We start from the raw sequence: 14,916 nt of genomic DNA, 5'->3' as shown, positions 1-14,916 counted from the left end.
GGCACAATGGGCGCCCCGGCTCGAGGACACCGCCCATGGCACGCCGCCCCCTTTCCCCCCTTGCCTGCCGCCTGCTGCTGTCGGCGCTGGTCGCGGGCGCCGCCGTCATCGGCGCCGGTCCCGGTCCCGGTCCCGCTGTGGCGCAAAGCCCGGTCGCCATCGGCGCGCCGCTGGAGGGGGAGGTGGTGCTGAACCGCGACGTCGAGGTGCGCATCGCCCCGGACCAGAACGCCCGCATCGTGCAGACCCTGAAGAAGGGCAAGGCGCTGAACGCACTCGGAACGCCGCGCGGGACGACCTGGACCCAGGTCGCCATCGGCGGCCGGCCGATCGGCTATGTGCCCATGGACGCCCTGGACCCGGTCTACGTGCCACGCCCCTACAGCGGCGGTGGCGGCGCCACGGAAGGCGGCGCGGCGTCCGGCCCGCCCGCCGTCGCCGCCGTGGTGCCGCACGCCGCCTGGACCGGCGGCGCCGCGCTCCCCGCGGGCGGCGCGGCGCCACCGCTGCGCGGCCACGTGGTGGCGACCGCCAACGTCGGCGCCACCGAATTGCTGGAGGGCAAGAAGCGGCGCCACGTCACCCTTCGCAGGGGACAGGTGGCCGGGGTGGTGGACGTCGCCAACGGGCGCCTCACCCTGTTCGTGCCGGGGCGGGGCACCGTGGTGGCGGGGACCGCGGGCTTCCTCGGCGTCGCCGCCGCCTATCCCATGCCCGGCGTGCCGCCCCTGGGCACCGGCCCGGTGTACGTCGCCAAGCTCGGCGAGTACGTCAGCCACGACGAGGCGGTCCGTGCCTGGGACGCCTTCACCGCCGGTCCCGGGATGCAGTGGGGCGGGCGCCCGCCGATGGTCTGGCCGGTGTTCCGCGCGGGCGGCGCGGTCTACGAGATGGGCGTCGGGCCGTTCGACCAGGCCCAGATCGACGGAGCGTGCAGCGCGCTGGCGCAGCGCGGCCGCGATTGCGTCCTGGCGCCGCTGGCGGTGTACTGAGAGCGTGGCGGTCCCGCACGCGGAGGGACGGCGCAACTTTCTGCGCACCGCCCCCTCGCCGTCGTGTTAGGCTGGCCGCTTGCGAAGATCGCTGCCCGACAGAGTCTTTTCCCATGAGCGATGCGGACGACGACCTGCTGTTCCTCGACGAGCACGACGGCCACGGCGACCATGCCCCGACCTCCGTGTCGCCCCGCTGGAAGATGCTGATCGTCGACGACGAGCCGGAGGTCCACTCGATCACCAAGCTCGTGCTGGCGGATTTCTCCTACAAGGGGCGGCCAGCGCAGTTCCTGTCGGCCTATTCCGCCGCCGAGGCGCGGGCGCTGCTGGCGCGCGAGGAGGACATCGCCATCATCCTGCTGGATGTGGTGATGGAGACCGATGACGCCGGCCTCAAGCTGGTGCATCACATCCGCGAGGTGCTGAAGAACCGCCACGTGCGGATCATCCTGCGCACCGGCCAGCCCGGCCAGGCCCCGGAGCGGGCGGTGATCCTCGACTACGACATCAACGACTACAAGGCGAAGACCCAGCTGACCGCCCAGCAGCTCTTCACCACCACGGTGGCGGCGCTGCGCTCCTACGAAGACATCATGGCGATCGAGACCAACCGCCGCGGGCTGGAGAAGATCATCGAGGCGTCGTCGTCGCTGTTCAAGTCGCGCTCGATGAAGCTGTTCGCCGCCGGCGTGCTGACCCAGCTCTCGGCCATCCTCGGCGTCGGGCCGGACGCCATCCTGTGCGTGCAGCGCGGGCCGGTGCTCGGCGGCACCCGGGACGGGCTCTACGTCCTGGCCGGTTCGGGCCGCTTCGAGCCGCTGATCAACGAGCCGGCCGGAGACCACATCGAGGCGGCGGTGCTCGGCGACATCCTGCGCTGCCTGGAGGCGCGCCGGCATTTCTACGAACTGGATCACTGCACGCTCTACATCCGCTCCCCCAACGACCGGGAGAACGTCGTCTATCTGCGGTCCGACCGGCCGCTGTCGGAGCTCGACCGCAGCCTGATCGAGCTGTTCTGCGCCAAGATCTCGGTGGGGTTCGACAACCTCCACCTCCACGACCAGCTGCGCCGGGCCCAGGAGGGGGCGATGGTGCTGCTCGCCGACCTCGCCGAGGGGCGCGCCGCCGGCGACGCACCGATCGCCCCGACCCTGCGCATCGCCGCCGTGGCCGAACGCATCGCCGACCGGCTGGCGGCCGGCGGTGGCGACGCGGCGGACGAGTCGCTGCTGGAGAACATCGGCCTGGCGTGCCTGCTGCACGACGTCGGCAACGCCACCGTCGATCCGGCGATCCTCGGCAAGCCGGGCACGCTGGACGAGGCCGAGCGCGCGGCGATGCGCGGCCACGCGGTGGCGGGGGCGCGCATGCTGGCGCGCGCCGCCGGTGCCGGGGAAGGGCGCACGCCGCTGCGCCTGGGCGCGGAGGTGGCGCGCCACCACCACGAGAACTGGGACGGCAGCGGCTACCCCGACCGGCTCCAGGGCACCGCCATCCCGCTCGCCGCCCGGGTCGCCGCCGTGGCCGACGCCTACGACGCGATGACCGCGCCGCGTCCCCACCGGCCGGCGCACAGCCATGCCGCGGCGGTCGCCGCGATCCGTGCGGCGGCGGGGCTGCGCTACGACCCCCGGGTGGTCGAGGCGTTCCTGGCGGTGGCCGACGATCTGACGGCCCTGTGACCCCCTTCGCTGGCCGCCGCCGCTGGTGGGCGGCCCCGCCCCAGGGCGAGGGCGCGGTCGCGCGGGCGTTTCAGGGCGCGGTCGCGCGGGCGTTTCAGGGCGCGGTCGCGCCGGCGCCGTGACCGGGAACGGCATCCCCGGCCGGGTCCGGCGGCGCGGCGTGAAGGGGGATCGGGGCGCCGCCGGACCCGGGCGGCGGCGCGGGCTCCGCCGGCGGCTCGGCGTGGATGGAGTAGTCGGGGACGACGCGCGCCTGGCTGCCGGTGATGACCAGCACCTTCTGGCCGATCGGGATCGGCGCATCCTCCTTCTGGGTCACCGACAGCAGGCCGCCGTCGGGGGTGCGCAGGATGTACTCCCAGCCCGTGGTGTCGCCGGTGACGTGCTCGATGGAGGAGCCCAGCAGGGTGCCGATGACGGTGCCGCCCACCACCCCGAGGGCGCGGTCCAGGTTGACGGCGTCGGACTGTGTGCCGAGGATGCCGCCGACGGCGCCGCCGGTGACCGCGCCGACCGTCCCGTTGATGCTGATCGTCACCTCGCGGAAGCCGGCGACCACCGCGCGTTCGACCTTGTTGGCCTGCTGGACCGCGCCGGCCGCGTAGGTCCCCGGCGAATAGCTGGGAGCGCAGCCCGCCGGGCCGGCGGTGGCGAGGCCGGTGGCGATCAGCAGCAGGGCGGCGGAGCGGACCGGGCGTGGCACCACGGGACACCGGCAATGGGAGGGGTCACGCGTCGCCCATCTTGAGGGCGGCGATGAAGGCGCTCTGCGGGATCTCCACCTGGCCGAACTGGCGCATCCGCTTCTTGCCCTCCTTCTGCTTGTCCAGAAGCTTGCGCTTGCGGCTGATGTCGCCGCCGTAGCACTTGGCGGTGACGTCCTTGCGCAGCGCGCCGATGGTCTCGCGGGCGATCACCCGGCCGCCGATGGCGGCCTGGATGGCGATCTTGAAGAGCTGGCGCGGGATCAGGTCCTTCAGCCGTTCGCAAAGCTGGCGCCCGCGCCGCTCCGACTGGCTGCGGTGGACGATCATGGCGAGCGCGTCGACCGGCTCGGCGTTCACCATGATGTTCATCTTGACGAGGTCGCCCTCCTCGTACCCGTCCATCTGGTAGTCGAAGCTGGCGTAGCCGCGGCTGATCGACTTCAGCCGGTCGTAGAAGTCGAACACGACCTCGTTGAGCGGCAGCCGGTAGACCAGCATGGCCCGGCTGCCGGCGTAGGTCAGGTCGATCTGCGCGCCGCGCCGCTCGGTGCAGAGCTGGAGGATGGCGCCGAGATACTCGTCGGGCACCATGATCGTGGCCTTGATCCACGGCTCGTCGATGCGGTCGATCTTGACCACGTCGGGCATGTCGGCCGGGTTGTGCAGGTCGTGCACGGCGCCGTCGGTCATGTGCAGCTTGTAGACCACCGAGGGGGCGGTGGTGATAAGGTCGAGATCGAACTCGCGCTCCAGCCGTTCCTGGATGATCTCCAGGTGCAGCAGCCCGAGGAAGCCGCAGCGGAAGCCGAAGCCCAGGGCTGCCGAGGTCTCCGCCTCGTAGTGGAAGCTGGCGTCGTTCAGCTTCAGCTTGCCCAGGCTGTCGCGCAGGCGCTCGAAGTCGTTGGAGTCGACCGGGAACAGGCCGCACCACACCACCGGAATGGAGGGCTTGAACCCGGCCAGGGCCGCCGACGCCGGCTTCTTGTCGTCGGTGATGGTGTCGCCGACCTTGGTCAGCGTGATGTCCTTGATGGCCGCCGTGATGAAGCCCATCTCGCCGGGCCCCAGCTCGCCCGTCAGAAGCGCCTTGGGCGTGAACTGGCCGACCCGGTCGACGTCGTGGCTGCTGCCCGCCGCCATGAAGCGCACGCGCTGGCCCACCTTCAAGGTGCCGTCGACCACCCGGACGAGAATGACCACGCCCAGGTAGGGGTCGTACCAGGAATCGACCAGCAGTGCCTTCAGCGGCGAGTCCTTGACCCCCTGGGGCGGCGGCAGCCGGGTGACCACCGCCTCCAGCACCGCCTCGACGTTGAGGCCGGTCTTGGCGGAGATCTCGACCGCGTCGGAGGCGTCGAGGCCGATGACGTCCTCGATCTGCTGCTTGACGCGCTCGGGCTCGGCGGCGGGCAGGTCGATCTTGTTGAGGACGGGCACGATCTCATGGTTGGCGTCGATGGCCTGGTAGACGTTGGCCAGCGTCTGCGCCTCGACGCCCTGGCTGGCATCCACCACCAGGATCGACCCCTCGCAGGCGGCCAGCGATCGCGAGACCTCGTAGGCGAAGTCGACGTGGCCCGGCGTGTCCATCAGGTTCAGCGTGTACTGCCGGCCGTCCGCGGCCTTGTAGAGCAGGCGGACGGTCTGCGCCTTGATGGTGATGCCGCGCTCGCGTTCGATGTCCATGCTGTCGAGCACCTGCTCGCGCATCTCGCGTTTGTCGAGCCCGCCGCAGAGCTGGATCAACCGGTCGGCGAGCGTCGACTTGCCGTGGTCGATGTGGGCGATGATGGAGAAATTGCGGATGTGCGAAAGGTCGGTCATCGGAGCCCGGTGTCCTGATTTGCCCGGAACATAGGGCCGGCCGCACGGCGGCGCAACGTCCGTGTGCGCCGGGTCCCGGGCGCCCCCGTGCGCGCGCCGGCGCGGTCAGGCCGCGGCGCCGTCGTCGCCCACCGCCCGGTTGCGCCCGGCCTTCTTGGCCAGGTAGAGGCTCCGGTCGGCCCGCGTCAGCAGGTGGCGCGGCGGGTCGTCGTCGCGCGGCACCAGCGTGGCGTGGCCCAGGCTGACGGTGACCCAGGGCCCGGTGGACGAGTGGGGGTGCGGCATCGCCTGGGCCTCGACGGCGGCGCGCAGCGTTTCCGCGACCCACGCCGCACCCTGGTGGTCGGTGTCCGGCAGCAGGCAGACGAACTCCTCCCCGCCGTAGCGGGCGACCAGGTCGCCGGCGCGCCGGGTCTGGTCGGCCAGGACGCGGGCGATGGCGCGCAGGCAGGTGTCGCCGGCGTGGTGGCCGCACTGGTCGTTGTAGGGTTTGAAATGGTCGACGTCGATCATGATCGCCGACAGCGGCGTCTGGGCGCGCCCGCAGCGCCGCCATTCCTGCTCCAGCGCCTCGTCGAAACGGCGTCGGTTGGCGATCCCGGTCAGGCCGTCGAGGAACGAGAACTGGCGCAGGGTGTCGGCCTGGCGCTTCAGCAGGATGTGGTTGCGCACCCGTGCCTTGACGATGGGCGGGCTGATCGGCTTGGTGATGAAATCGATGGCCCCGACCTCCAGGCCGCGCGTCTCGTCCTCCACCTCGCCGCGGGCGGAGACGAAGATCACCGGGATGTCCGCGGTCGCCGGGTTGGCCTTGATGCGGGCGCAGACCTCGTAGCCGTCCATGCCCGGCATCATGATGTCGAGCAGCACCAGGTCGGGACGCTGCGTCTGCACCACGTCCAGCGCCTTGGCGCCGTCGGTCGCGAAGTAGATCTCGTGGTCCTCGCGCAGGACGCGGCTCAGCACCTGGACGTTGCTTGGGACATCGTCGACGACCAGGATCTTGGGACGCGGTGGCGACATGGTCATCCCTCCGGGGGCAGGCGAAGGGCGAGGTCGCCGGCGACCCGCTGCAGGACGCCGCCGGCGCGCGCGAAGTCCAGCGCCTCCATGGCGTGGCCGAGGCTGGCGATCAGGTCCGGGTCCGCCAGCCCGCTCAGCTCGTCGCGCAGCGTCACCCACTCGTCGGCGGCGGCGAAGTTGTTCTCGCCGAGCAGGAGCGACAGCCGCCCGGCAGCGCCCTCGAGGGCGGCCCGGCGGGCCGCCGTCAACGCCGTCCCGGCGGGACGCGGCGGCAGCCCCGGTTCGCTCCGCGCCAGGCGGCGAGCCGCCTCCAGCACGTCGGCGAGATGGGTGCGCAGGGCCGGGGCATGGGCGGTGGCGGTGGCCCGGTCGCGGCGCGCGGCGGCGATCTGGACGCCGTCGGCGACGGCGCTGAGATGGCGGGCGCCGAGGTTCCCGGCGACGCCCTTGAGGTCATGGGCCAGGGCCTTCGCCCGCGCCAGGTCGTCCTCGGCCAGGGCGTCGGCGATGGCGTCCCCCACCCCGGCGTAGTCACGGGCGAAGGCGGCGACGAGCGTGCGGTAGAGGGCCTCGTCCCCTTCGACGCGGCGCATCGCGTCGGCGACGTCGATCCCCGGCAGGGTGGCGGGAAGCCCCGCCGCGGCCGACGGGTCGGTGTCCCCGTGATCGCCGGCCCCCGGGCCACCCCCGGCGGCGGGTCCGGCCGGCGCCGCCATGCCGATGTGGCGCACCAGGGTGGCGATCAGCGTGTCGGGATCGAGCGGTTTGGCCACGTGGTCGTCCATGCCGGCCTCGCGGCAGTGGGCGACGTCGGACGCCAGGGCGCTGGCGGTGATGGCGATGATGGGAACCGCGGCGTAGGCGGGCAGGCGCCGCAGCTCCCGCGTCGCCTCGAGCCCGTCCATGCCGGGCATCTGGACGTCCATCAGCACCGCGTCGAACGGCACGGTGCCGCGCTGGGCCTGGGCGACGGCCTCTTCGCCGGTGCCAGCCACCGTCACCTCGGCGCCGCTGCGCCGCAGGATTTCGCGGGCCACCAGCTGGCCGATGGCGTTGTCCTCGGCGACCAGGAGGCGCCGTCCGGCCAGCGCGCCGGAGCCGTCCGCCGCCGCATCGTCGCGTGGCGGGCCGGCGTCGCCCGCCTGCAGCGGGGCGCCGGCGGCGCGGGCCAGCGCGGTGGTCACGCTGTCCAGCAGGGTCGACGCGGTCACCGGCTTGACGATGCAGCCGTCCAGCGTCCGGTCCAGCGATCCGTCCCGGGGTCCGTCGGCCGCTCCGTCCGCCCTCTCGGCCGCCCTCTCGGCCGCCCTCTCGGCTGCTGCCTCGGCCGCCAGCCGGTCGCGGTCGAAGGCGGTGACCATGACGACCACCGGGGCCGACAGCGCGTCGTCGTCACGGATGCGGCGGCTGGCCTCCAGCCCGTCCATGCCGGGCATCTTCCAGTCCATCAGCACCACGTCGTAGGGGGTGCCGGCGGTGGCGGCGCGGCGCAATTCGGTGAGCGCGTCCGCCCCGTCGCCGCATGCCCGGGCGGTCCATCCGAAGCCGCAGACCAGCGACGACAGCGCATCGCGCGCCGTCGGGTTGTCGTCGACGACCAGAACGCGCAGCGCCCCCGGCCGTGGCCGTTCGGCCCGGCCGGCGGCATCCGGAACGCGGCCGAAGCGCGCGGTGAAGCTGAACTCGCTGCCGTCTCCGGGGGCGCTCGTCACGTCCATGGTGCCGCCCATCAGCGCCACCAGCCGCGTGCAGATGGCCAGGCCCAGGCCGGTGCCGCCGTAGCGCCGGGTGGTCGAGCTGTCGGCCTGGGAGAACGCCTGGAACAGATGCTTCTGCTGCTCCGCCGCGATGCCGATGCCGGTGTCCCGGACGGCGACGCGCAGGACGGCGTGATCGGGGCCGACCTCGACCGCGCCGACGGTCACCACCACCTCGCCGCGGTGGGTGAACTTGACGGCGTTGCCGGCGAGGTTGATGAGCACCTGCTGCAGGCGCAGCGGGTCCCCCACCAGCGTTTGGGGCACTTCGGGGGCGACCGAGAACAGCACCTCGATGTCCTTGTCGCGGGCCGACGCGGAGAGAATGGTGGCGAGGTTGCCCAGCAGCTCGTCGAGCCGGAACGCCACCCGCTCCAGCTCGAGCTTGCCGGCCTCCACCTTCGAGAAGTCGAGGATGTCGTTGAGGATGCCCAGCAGGGACTGGGCGGACATGCGGACCTTGGCCGCGTAGTCGCGCTGGATCGCCGACAGCGGCGTCTGCTGCAGCAGGTGGATCAGCCCGAAGATGGCGTTCATCGGGGTGCGGATCTCATGGCTCATGTTCGCCAGGAACTCGCTCTTGGCCCGGTTTGCCACCTCGGCCGCCCGCTTGGCGTCGACCAGCGCTTGCTCGTCGCGCAGGCGGCGCGTGACGTCGGCGAGGTAGACGACGATTCCTTCGGGCGAGGGGAAGCAGGTGGCCTCGTACCACGCGTCGTTGGGTGCATGGTGGGCGGTGGCCGAGGCCGCCTCGGCGCGGTCCATGGCGGTGCGGTAGGCCGCCGCGAAGAGCGCGCCGGCGCCGTCGGACACCGCGTCCCACAGCCGCTCCCCGGTGAGGTCGCGGCCGCCGGCCAGCATGTCGCGGGCGCACTGGTTCATGTAGATGACGCACCAGTTCCGGTCGAGGGCGAAGATGCCGTCGGAGGTGCTCTCGAGCACCTCCGACAGGCGGGTCGAGGCGTGCCGGGCCGCGGCCTCCGCCGCCTCCGCGGCACGGCGGGCCTCCTCCACCTCGCGTTCGCGGGCGGTCAGGCGGCGGGCCATGCGGTTGAACGCGGCCCCCACCGCGGCGATTTCCGGCGGGGCGCCGTCGGTGTCGACCGCCGCCTCGGCGCGGCCGTCCGCGCCGGCGCCGATGCGCTCGGCAGCGGCCGCCAACGCCTGGGTCCAGCTCAGCACCGACGCCCGCGTGAAAGCCCAGATGCCGGCGAAGCCCAGCGCCGCCGTCGCGGCGATCAGGCCGAGTCCCAGCGCGAACTCGCGGCGCGTCTCGGCGACCAGCGGGGTGATCGGCAGGCCGACGGCGAAGGTGGTGTCGGTGCCGGCCAGGCGCCGGAAACTCCAGATCCGCTTGACCCCGTCGGCGCTGTTGGACTCGAGAACGCCGTGCGATTCGGCCAGCATGCGCTGCACGTGCGGGTAGCCGCCCAGGCTGCGGCCGACCCAGCCCTCGACGTCGGGATGCCGGGCCAGGATCACGCCGTTGGAGTCGAGCACCGACAGGCGGACGCCGTCGGCCCGCGCCGTGCCGATCAGGTCGCCGTACCAGGTCAGGTCGATCCCCACCCCGAGCACCCGGTCCACCCGGCCGTCCTCGGCGATCGGATAGGTGGCGACGACCAGGCGGTTGCCCGTCCAGCGGCTGACGATGTAGTCGCTGAGGACGAAGCGCCCGGTGTCGCGAGCCTCCTTGAAATACGCCCGGTCGGCGATGGAGACGCCGTGGGCCCGGTCCGATGTGGTGCAGATGATCGTGCCGCCGGCGTCGGCCAGCCACAGCCCGGTGGCCCACCGCTGCTGCTCCGGCAGGCGGGAGAGCAGGGTGGCGCAGCCGTTGGTGTCGCCCGGCCGGGCGTTGCGCACCTCGGGCACCAACGACAGCACGGCCAGCATGTTGCGCGCCGTGGCGATCAGCTCCTCCTGGCGGCGCACCCCCTGCTCCGTCAGTTCCGAGGCGTAGGCCTTGGCTTCTTCCAGCCGGCGCGTCGATTCCTGTTGGAGATAGACGACGGCCCCGGCCGCCGGCAGCAGCAGCATGCCCGACACGATGGCCAGGAGGCGCAGGCGCAGGCTCATGGGCTGGATGCGGCGCATGGCACTCGGCGGCGTGGCGTGGCGGCATCGTCCGGCACGGAAGGGCCCGGCGCGCGCCGTCTTCTGCCGGGCGTGATACCCGTCAACGCCGGCGCAAGGCAAACGCTTTGTGTGTGATCACGGCCGGGGGCGGCCGCGGCCCGTCCGGGCGGGTCGCGGCCGTCACGCCGCCGCGCGCCGGCCCTCCGGGGCCACCGTGCGGTACAGGTCGAGATACTCCCCGGCCGGGCCGTCCCAGCCGAAGTCGCGGGTCATCGCCCGTGCCTGCAGGGTCCGCCACCGCTCCGGCCGGCGGAACAGGGCGACCGCCCGGCGCAGGGTGAACAGCAGTTCCTGCGCGTCGGCGTGGACGAAGTGGAAGCCGGTGGCGACCCCGTCGGCGGCCGCCGCCGGGGTGGCATCGATCACCGTGTCGGCCAGCCCGCCGGTGCGCCGCACCAGAGGCAGCGTGCCGTACTTCATGGCGTAGAGCTGGGTCAGGCCGCACGGCTCCGAGCGCGACGGCACGAGGAGCAGATCGGCGCCGGCCTGGACGCGGTGCGACAGCGCCTCGTCATAGCCGATCCGGACGCCGATCCGCCCGGGGAACCAGTCCGCCAGATAGCGGTAGCCGCGCTCGAACCAGGCGTCGCCGCTGCCCAGCACCGCCAGTTGGCCGCCCATCGCCACCCACCGGCCGGCGGTTTCCAGGACGAGGTCCAGACCCTTGTGGTGGTTGAGGCGGCTGACCACGGCGGCGAGCGGCGCGTCGGGGCGCGGCTCCAGCCCGAAGGCGGCCTGCAGAGCGGCCTTGCAGCTGGCCTTGCCGGTGCCGCCGGCGGCCATGTCCACGGCGTCGTAGCGGGCGGCGATGTGAGGGTCGGTGGCCGGGTCCCAGACGCCGTAGTCGACGCCGTTGAGGATGCCGGAGAGATCCTCGGCCCGGTGCGCCAGCAGCCCCTCCAGCCCCATGCCCTGCTCGGCGGTCTGGATCTCGTGGGCGTAGGTCGGGCTGACCGTGGTCAGGCGATCGGCGTAGAAGCAGCCCGCCTTGAGGAAGCCGACGCCGCCGTAGTACTCGACGCCGTCGAGCGCGTAGGCGGCCGTCGGCAGGCCGAGCGCCCCCAGCATCCACGGCGCGAACTGCCCCTGGTAGGCGATGTTGTGGATGGTCGTGACCGTGCCCGGCCGGACCGCCCCGGCGAAGCGGTCGGGGCGCGTCGTCAGGTAGGCCGGCACCAGGCCGGCCTGCCAGTCGTGGCCGTGCAGCACGTCGGGGCGCCACCACGGATCGTGGGGCTCGGCGGCGGCGAAGCCGGCCGCGGCCCAGGCCAGCGCGGCGAAGCGCAGGGCGTTGTCGGGCCAGTCCGTCCCGTCGGGGCCGAGGTAGGGGTTGCCCGGGCGGTCGAACAGCGCCGGCGCGTCGAGGGCGTAGGCCAGGGTGCCGTCGGGCAGGGCGCCGATCACCAGCCGCCCGCGCTCGCCGCCGGGGAGGTCGGTGATCGCCCCGCCCACCTCCGCCCGGTCGGCGAGGCCGTCCAGAACCGCGGGGTAGCCCGGCAGCAGCAGGCGCACGTCGACGCCGCAGCGGGCCAACGCCGCCGGCAGGGCCGCGCTGACGTCGGCCAGCCCGCCCGTCTTGACCAGGGGATAGACCTCGGAGGTGACGAAGAGGACGCGCATCAGGTGGCCAGCCGATCGATCATGTCGCGGGTGATGAGGCACACACCGTTCTCGGTGCGCAGAAAGCGGGCGGCGTCGCGCTCGGGGTCCTCGCCCACCACCAGCCCCTCGGGAATGGCCACGCCGTGGTCGATCACCACCTTGGTCAGGCGGCAGTGCCGGCCGATGTCGCACTCCGGAAGAACGACGCATTCCGTCAACTCGGTGTACGAGTTAACGCGAACCGAGGAGAACAGCAAGGACCGGCGCACCACCGAACCGGAGATGACGCACCCCCCGGACACCAGGCTGTCCACCGCCATGCCGCGGCGGTCGGTGTCGTCGAACACGAACTTGGCCGGCGGCAGCTGCTCCTGGTAGGTGAAGATCGGCCAATCCCGGTCGTACATGTTCAAGGACGGGGTGACGCGGGTGAGGTCGATGTTGGCTTCCCAATAGGCGTCGAGGGTGCCGACGTCGCGCCAGTAGGCCTCGCCGCCCGGGGCGTCGCGGACGCAGCTCAGGGCGAAGTCGTGGGCCATGACCCGGGCGCGCGGCACCAGCCAGGGGATGATGTCGCGGCCGAAGTCGCGCGAGGAGCCGGGATCGGCGGCGTCCCGCTCGAGCTGCTCGAAGAGGAAGGCCGCGTTGAACACGTAGATGCCCATGCTGGCCAGGGCCCGGTCCGGCTTGCCGGGGATGGCCGGCGGGTCGGACGGCTTCTCCACGAAACCGACGACCCGGTGGTCGGCGTCCACGTGCATCACCCCGAAGCCGGTCGCCTGCTCGCGCGGGACCTCGACGCAGGGGACGGTGACGTCGGCGTTGCGGTCGATGTGGTCCAGCAGCAGCGCGCCGTAGTCCATCTTGTAGATGTGGTCGCCGGCCAGGATCAGCACGTGGTCCGCGGCATGGGCGCGCAGGATGTCGAGGTTCTGGTACACGGCGTCGGCGGTGCCCTGGTACCATTCCGTCTCGTTGACCCGCTGCTGCGCGGGCAGCAACTCGACGAACTCGTTCATCTCGCCGCGCAGGTAGCCCCAGCCGCGCTGGAGATGGCGCAGCAGGCTGTGCGACTTGTACTGGGTGAGCACGCCGATGCGGCGGAAGCCCGAGTTGATGCAGTTGGACAGCGCGAAGTCGATGATGCGGAACTTGCCGCCGAAATAGACCGCGGGCTTGGCCCGCCGGTCGGTGAGTTGCTTGAGCCGGCTGCCACGTCCCCCGGCCAGCACCAGCGCGATGGCGCGCCGCGGTGCCAGGCGCAGGTCGCGCGTGTCCAGGCTCCGTGCGCCCGGGCTCTGTTCCCGCTCCCGCATCGTGTGTCCGTTCCTTTTCGTTGAGGCCGCCCCGTGTCGGGCGGGCGTTTCCACTGGCCGCTCTTGGCGCGCCGCCTCCGCAGGGCGGCGGCGGTCAAAGCGCAGGCGTGACGTTGCCATATTTCGCGCCACCCAACCAGCGCGGGCGCAGGCGGGCGGGGCCGGCTGCGGCGGCCGGCCGCGTGGCCGCCGGGCCCCGATGGCCGCCCCGGCGGTGCCCGCTCGGCGCGCCTTTGCACAAAAATACGCCATTATCCGTCGAATCGGCGGCTCCGGCCGGCGCCGGAACAGGCGAATTTTTCGATAAATTACTGAACCACCTCGATAACCGCCGCCCGCCGCGGCGTCGGAACTGCCCATCGTTTGGGCATCCAGCCGGCGGGACTCGGCGCACGCGCGGCCCCATCGCGCACCGCACGTTCTGGGTGCCGTCGGAATTCTGCCCCTTTTGAACTGGCACGGAACTTGTAAGTCGTAGGGCGAAACGGCCCCGCCCACCATTCGGCTTCGGCACTCAGGGGGGGATCTGACCGGGCCGGAGCGACTTTGGATATAAAGAGGAGCCTCGATGAGCCGTCTGTCCCTTTTCGCTGCACCGATCGCGGCGATCCTTCTCGGCTTGGTCGTGCCCGGCCATGCCTTCGCCCAGGACGCGGAGCCGACGTTGAGCCCGGGCGACACCGCCTGGATGCTGACGGCCACGGCGCTGGTCCTGTTCATGACCATTCCCGGCCTGGCTCTGTTCTACGGCGGCATGGTCCGCAAGATGAACGTGCTGGCCACGGTGATGCAGAGCTTCGCCATCTGCTGCCTGATGTCGATCCTCTGGGTTGTCGCCGGCTACAGCATCGCGTTCAGCGAGGGCACCCCGTATTTCGGCGGGCTGGAGAAGATGTTCCTCGCCGGCGTCGGCAAGGACAGCCTGTCCGGCGTCATCCCCGAGACGGTGTTCATCACCTTCCAGATGACCTTCGCCATCATCACCCCGGCGCTGATCGCCGGCGCCTTCGCCGACCGCATGAAGTTCTCGGCCATGCTGGTCTTCATGGCGATCTGGTCGCTGGTGGTCTACGCGCCGATCACCCACTGGGTGTGGGCCGGTGACGGCTTCCTGTTCAACGACGGCATCCTCGACTACGCCGGCGGCACCGTGGTGCACATCAACGCCGGTGTGGCCGGGCTGGTTGCCGCCATCATGATCGGCAAGCGCAAGGGCTACCCCACCGAGAACTTCGCCCCGCACAACCTGGTGCTGAGCCTGGTCGGCGCGTCCATGCTGTGGGTCGGTTGGTTCGGCTTCAACGCCGGTTCGGCGCTGGCCGCCGACGGCCGTGCGGGCATGGCCATGCTGGTCACGCAGATCGCCGCCGCCTCCGCCGGCTTCGTGTGGATGCTCGCCGAGTGGGCCGTGAAGGGCAAGCCCTCGGTGCTCGGCATCATCTCCGGTGCCGTCGCCGGCCTGGTCGCCATCACCCCGGCCTCCGGCTTCGTCGGCCCGATCGGTGCCCTGGTCATCGGCGCGGTCGCCGGCGTGGTCTGCTACTGGGGCGCCACCGGCCTGAAGCGTGCGCTCGGCTATGACGACAGCCTGGACGCCTTCGGCGTGCATGGCATCGGCGGCATCGTCGGCGCGGTCCTGACCGGCGTCTTCGCCCAGGAGGCCATCGGCGGCACCGCCGGCCTGCTGGAAGGCAACGCCGGCCAGGTCGTCACCCAGCTCTACGGCATCGCCGCCACCATCCTGTGGACCGCCATCGCCTCGGCGGTGATCCTGAAGATCATCGATGTGGTCATCGGCCTGCGCGTCGAAGAGGACGTCGAGCGCGACGGCCTCGACCTCGCCCTGCACGGCGAAACCGTCCACTGAC

The 14,916-nt window shown here is 72.1% G+C and carries 9 protein-coding genes; 3 read left to right on the top strand and 6 right to left on the bottom strand.

Features of this window, described 5'->3' with window-relative positions:
* Nucleotides 1-35: 35 nt before the first annotated feature.
* Complete coding sequence (locus AC6H2I_RS00890) at nucleotides 36-992, top strand: SH3 domain-containing protein (RefSeq protein WP_497498609.1); 957 nt, start codon at nucleotides 36-38, stop codon at nucleotides 990-992.
* A 113-nt stretch (nucleotides 993-1,105) separates the two neighbouring features.
* Entirely contained in the window at nucleotides 1,106-2,680 is a 1,575-nt protein-coding gene (locus AC6H2I_RS00885; protein WP_497498608.1) for a DUF3369 domain-containing protein, read from the top strand.
* 94 nt (nucleotides 2,681-2,774) lie between these two features.
* Here AC6H2I_RS00885 and AC6H2I_RS00880 read toward each other — a convergent pair whose 3' ends face one another.
* From AC6H2I_RS00880 to glgC, 6 genes are all read right to left on the bottom strand, one after another.
* Entirely contained in the window at nucleotides 2,775-3,383 is a 609-nt protein-coding gene (locus AC6H2I_RS00880) for an outer membrane lipoprotein (RefSeq protein ID WP_497498606.1), read from the bottom strand.
* Nucleotides 3,384-3,408: 25 nt separating this feature from the next.
* Nucleotides 3,409-5,211 carry a translation elongation factor 4 gene (gene lepA / locus AC6H2I_RS00875; RefSeq protein ID WP_497498605.1) on the bottom strand — a complete coding sequence of 601 codons (1,803 nt, stop codon included), beginning with the start codon at nucleotides 5,209-5,211 and terminating at the stop codon, nucleotides 3,409-3,411.
* 105 nt (nucleotides 5,212-5,316) lie between these two features.
* Complete coding sequence (locus AC6H2I_RS00870; RefSeq protein ID WP_497498604.1) at nucleotides 5,317-6,234, bottom strand: diguanylate cyclase; 918 nt, start codon at nucleotides 6,232-6,234, stop codon at nucleotides 5,317-5,319.
* 2 nt (nucleotides 6,235-6,236) lie between these two features.
* On the bottom strand, nucleotides 6,237-10,088 hold the full coding sequence (locus tag AC6H2I_RS00865; RefSeq protein ID WP_497498603.1) for a response regulator: 3,852 nt from the start codon (nucleotides 10,086-10,088) through the stop codon (nucleotides 6,237-6,239).
* A 162-nt stretch (nucleotides 10,089-10,250) separates the two neighbouring features.
* Entirely contained in the window at nucleotides 10,251-11,750 is a 1,500-nt protein-coding gene (gene glgA, locus AC6H2I_RS00860; protein ID WP_497498602.1) for a glycogen synthase GlgA, read from the bottom strand.
* Nucleotides 11,750-13,048: a glucose-1-phosphate adenylyltransferase gene (gene glgC, locus AC6H2I_RS00855; RefSeq protein WP_497498600.1), complete on the bottom strand. Its 1,299-nt coding sequence runs from the start codon at nucleotides 13,046-13,048 to the stop codon at nucleotides 11,750-11,752. Before glgC ends, glgA begins: the two co-directional genes overlap by 1 nt.
* 568 nt (nucleotides 13,049-13,616) lie before the next feature.
* On the opposite strand from glgC, the gene AC6H2I_RS00850 reads away from it, so the two are divergent.
* Nucleotides 13,617-14,915, top strand: a complete 1,299-nt coding sequence (locus AC6H2I_RS00850) for an ammonium transporter (RefSeq protein ID WP_497498599.1) — start codon at nucleotides 13,617-13,619, stop codon at nucleotides 14,913-14,915.
* Nucleotide 14,916 lies beyond the last annotated feature (1 nt).

The sequence above is a fragment of the Azospirillum sp. NS33 genome (assembly GCF_059703765.1).
The sequence above is the reverse complement of the archived record's forward strand: the minus strand, read 5'-3'. Positions and strand labels throughout refer to the sequence as shown.

What these genes read in the sequence shown, in the direction of transcription:
- AC6H2I_RS00890 (WP_497498609.1), top strand. Translation starts at nt 36, where the DNA reads ATGGCACGCCGCCCCCTTTCCCCCCTTGCCTGCCGCCTGCTGCTGTCG.
- AC6H2I_RS00885 (WP_497498608.1), top strand. Translation starts at nt 1,106, where the DNA reads ATGAGCGATGCGGACGACGACCTGCTGTTCCTCGACGAGCACGACGGC.
- lepA (WP_497498605.1), bottom strand. Translation starts at nt 5,211, where the DNA reads ATGACCGACCTTTCGCACATCCGCAATTTCTCCATCATCGCCCACATC.
- AC6H2I_RS00870 (WP_497498604.1), bottom strand. Translation starts at nt 6,234, where the DNA reads ATGTCGCCACCGCGTCCCAAGATCCTGGTCGTCGACGATGTCCCAAGC.
- AC6H2I_RS00865 (WP_497498603.1), bottom strand. Translation starts at nt 10,088, where the DNA reads ATGCGCCGCATCCAGCCCATGAGCCTGCGCCTGCGCCTCCTGGCCATC.
- glgA (WP_497498602.1), bottom strand. Translation starts at nt 11,750, where the DNA reads ATGCGCGTCCTCTTCGTCACCTCCGAGGTCTATCCCCTGGTCAAGACG.
- glgC (WP_497498600.1), bottom strand. Translation starts at nt 13,048, where the DNA reads ATGCGGGAGCGGGAACAGAGCCCGGGCGCACGGAGCCTGGACACGCGC.
- AC6H2I_RS00850 (WP_497498599.1), top strand. Translation starts at nt 13,617, where the DNA reads ATGAGCCGTCTGTCCCTTTTCGCTGCACCGATCGCGGCGATCCTTCTC.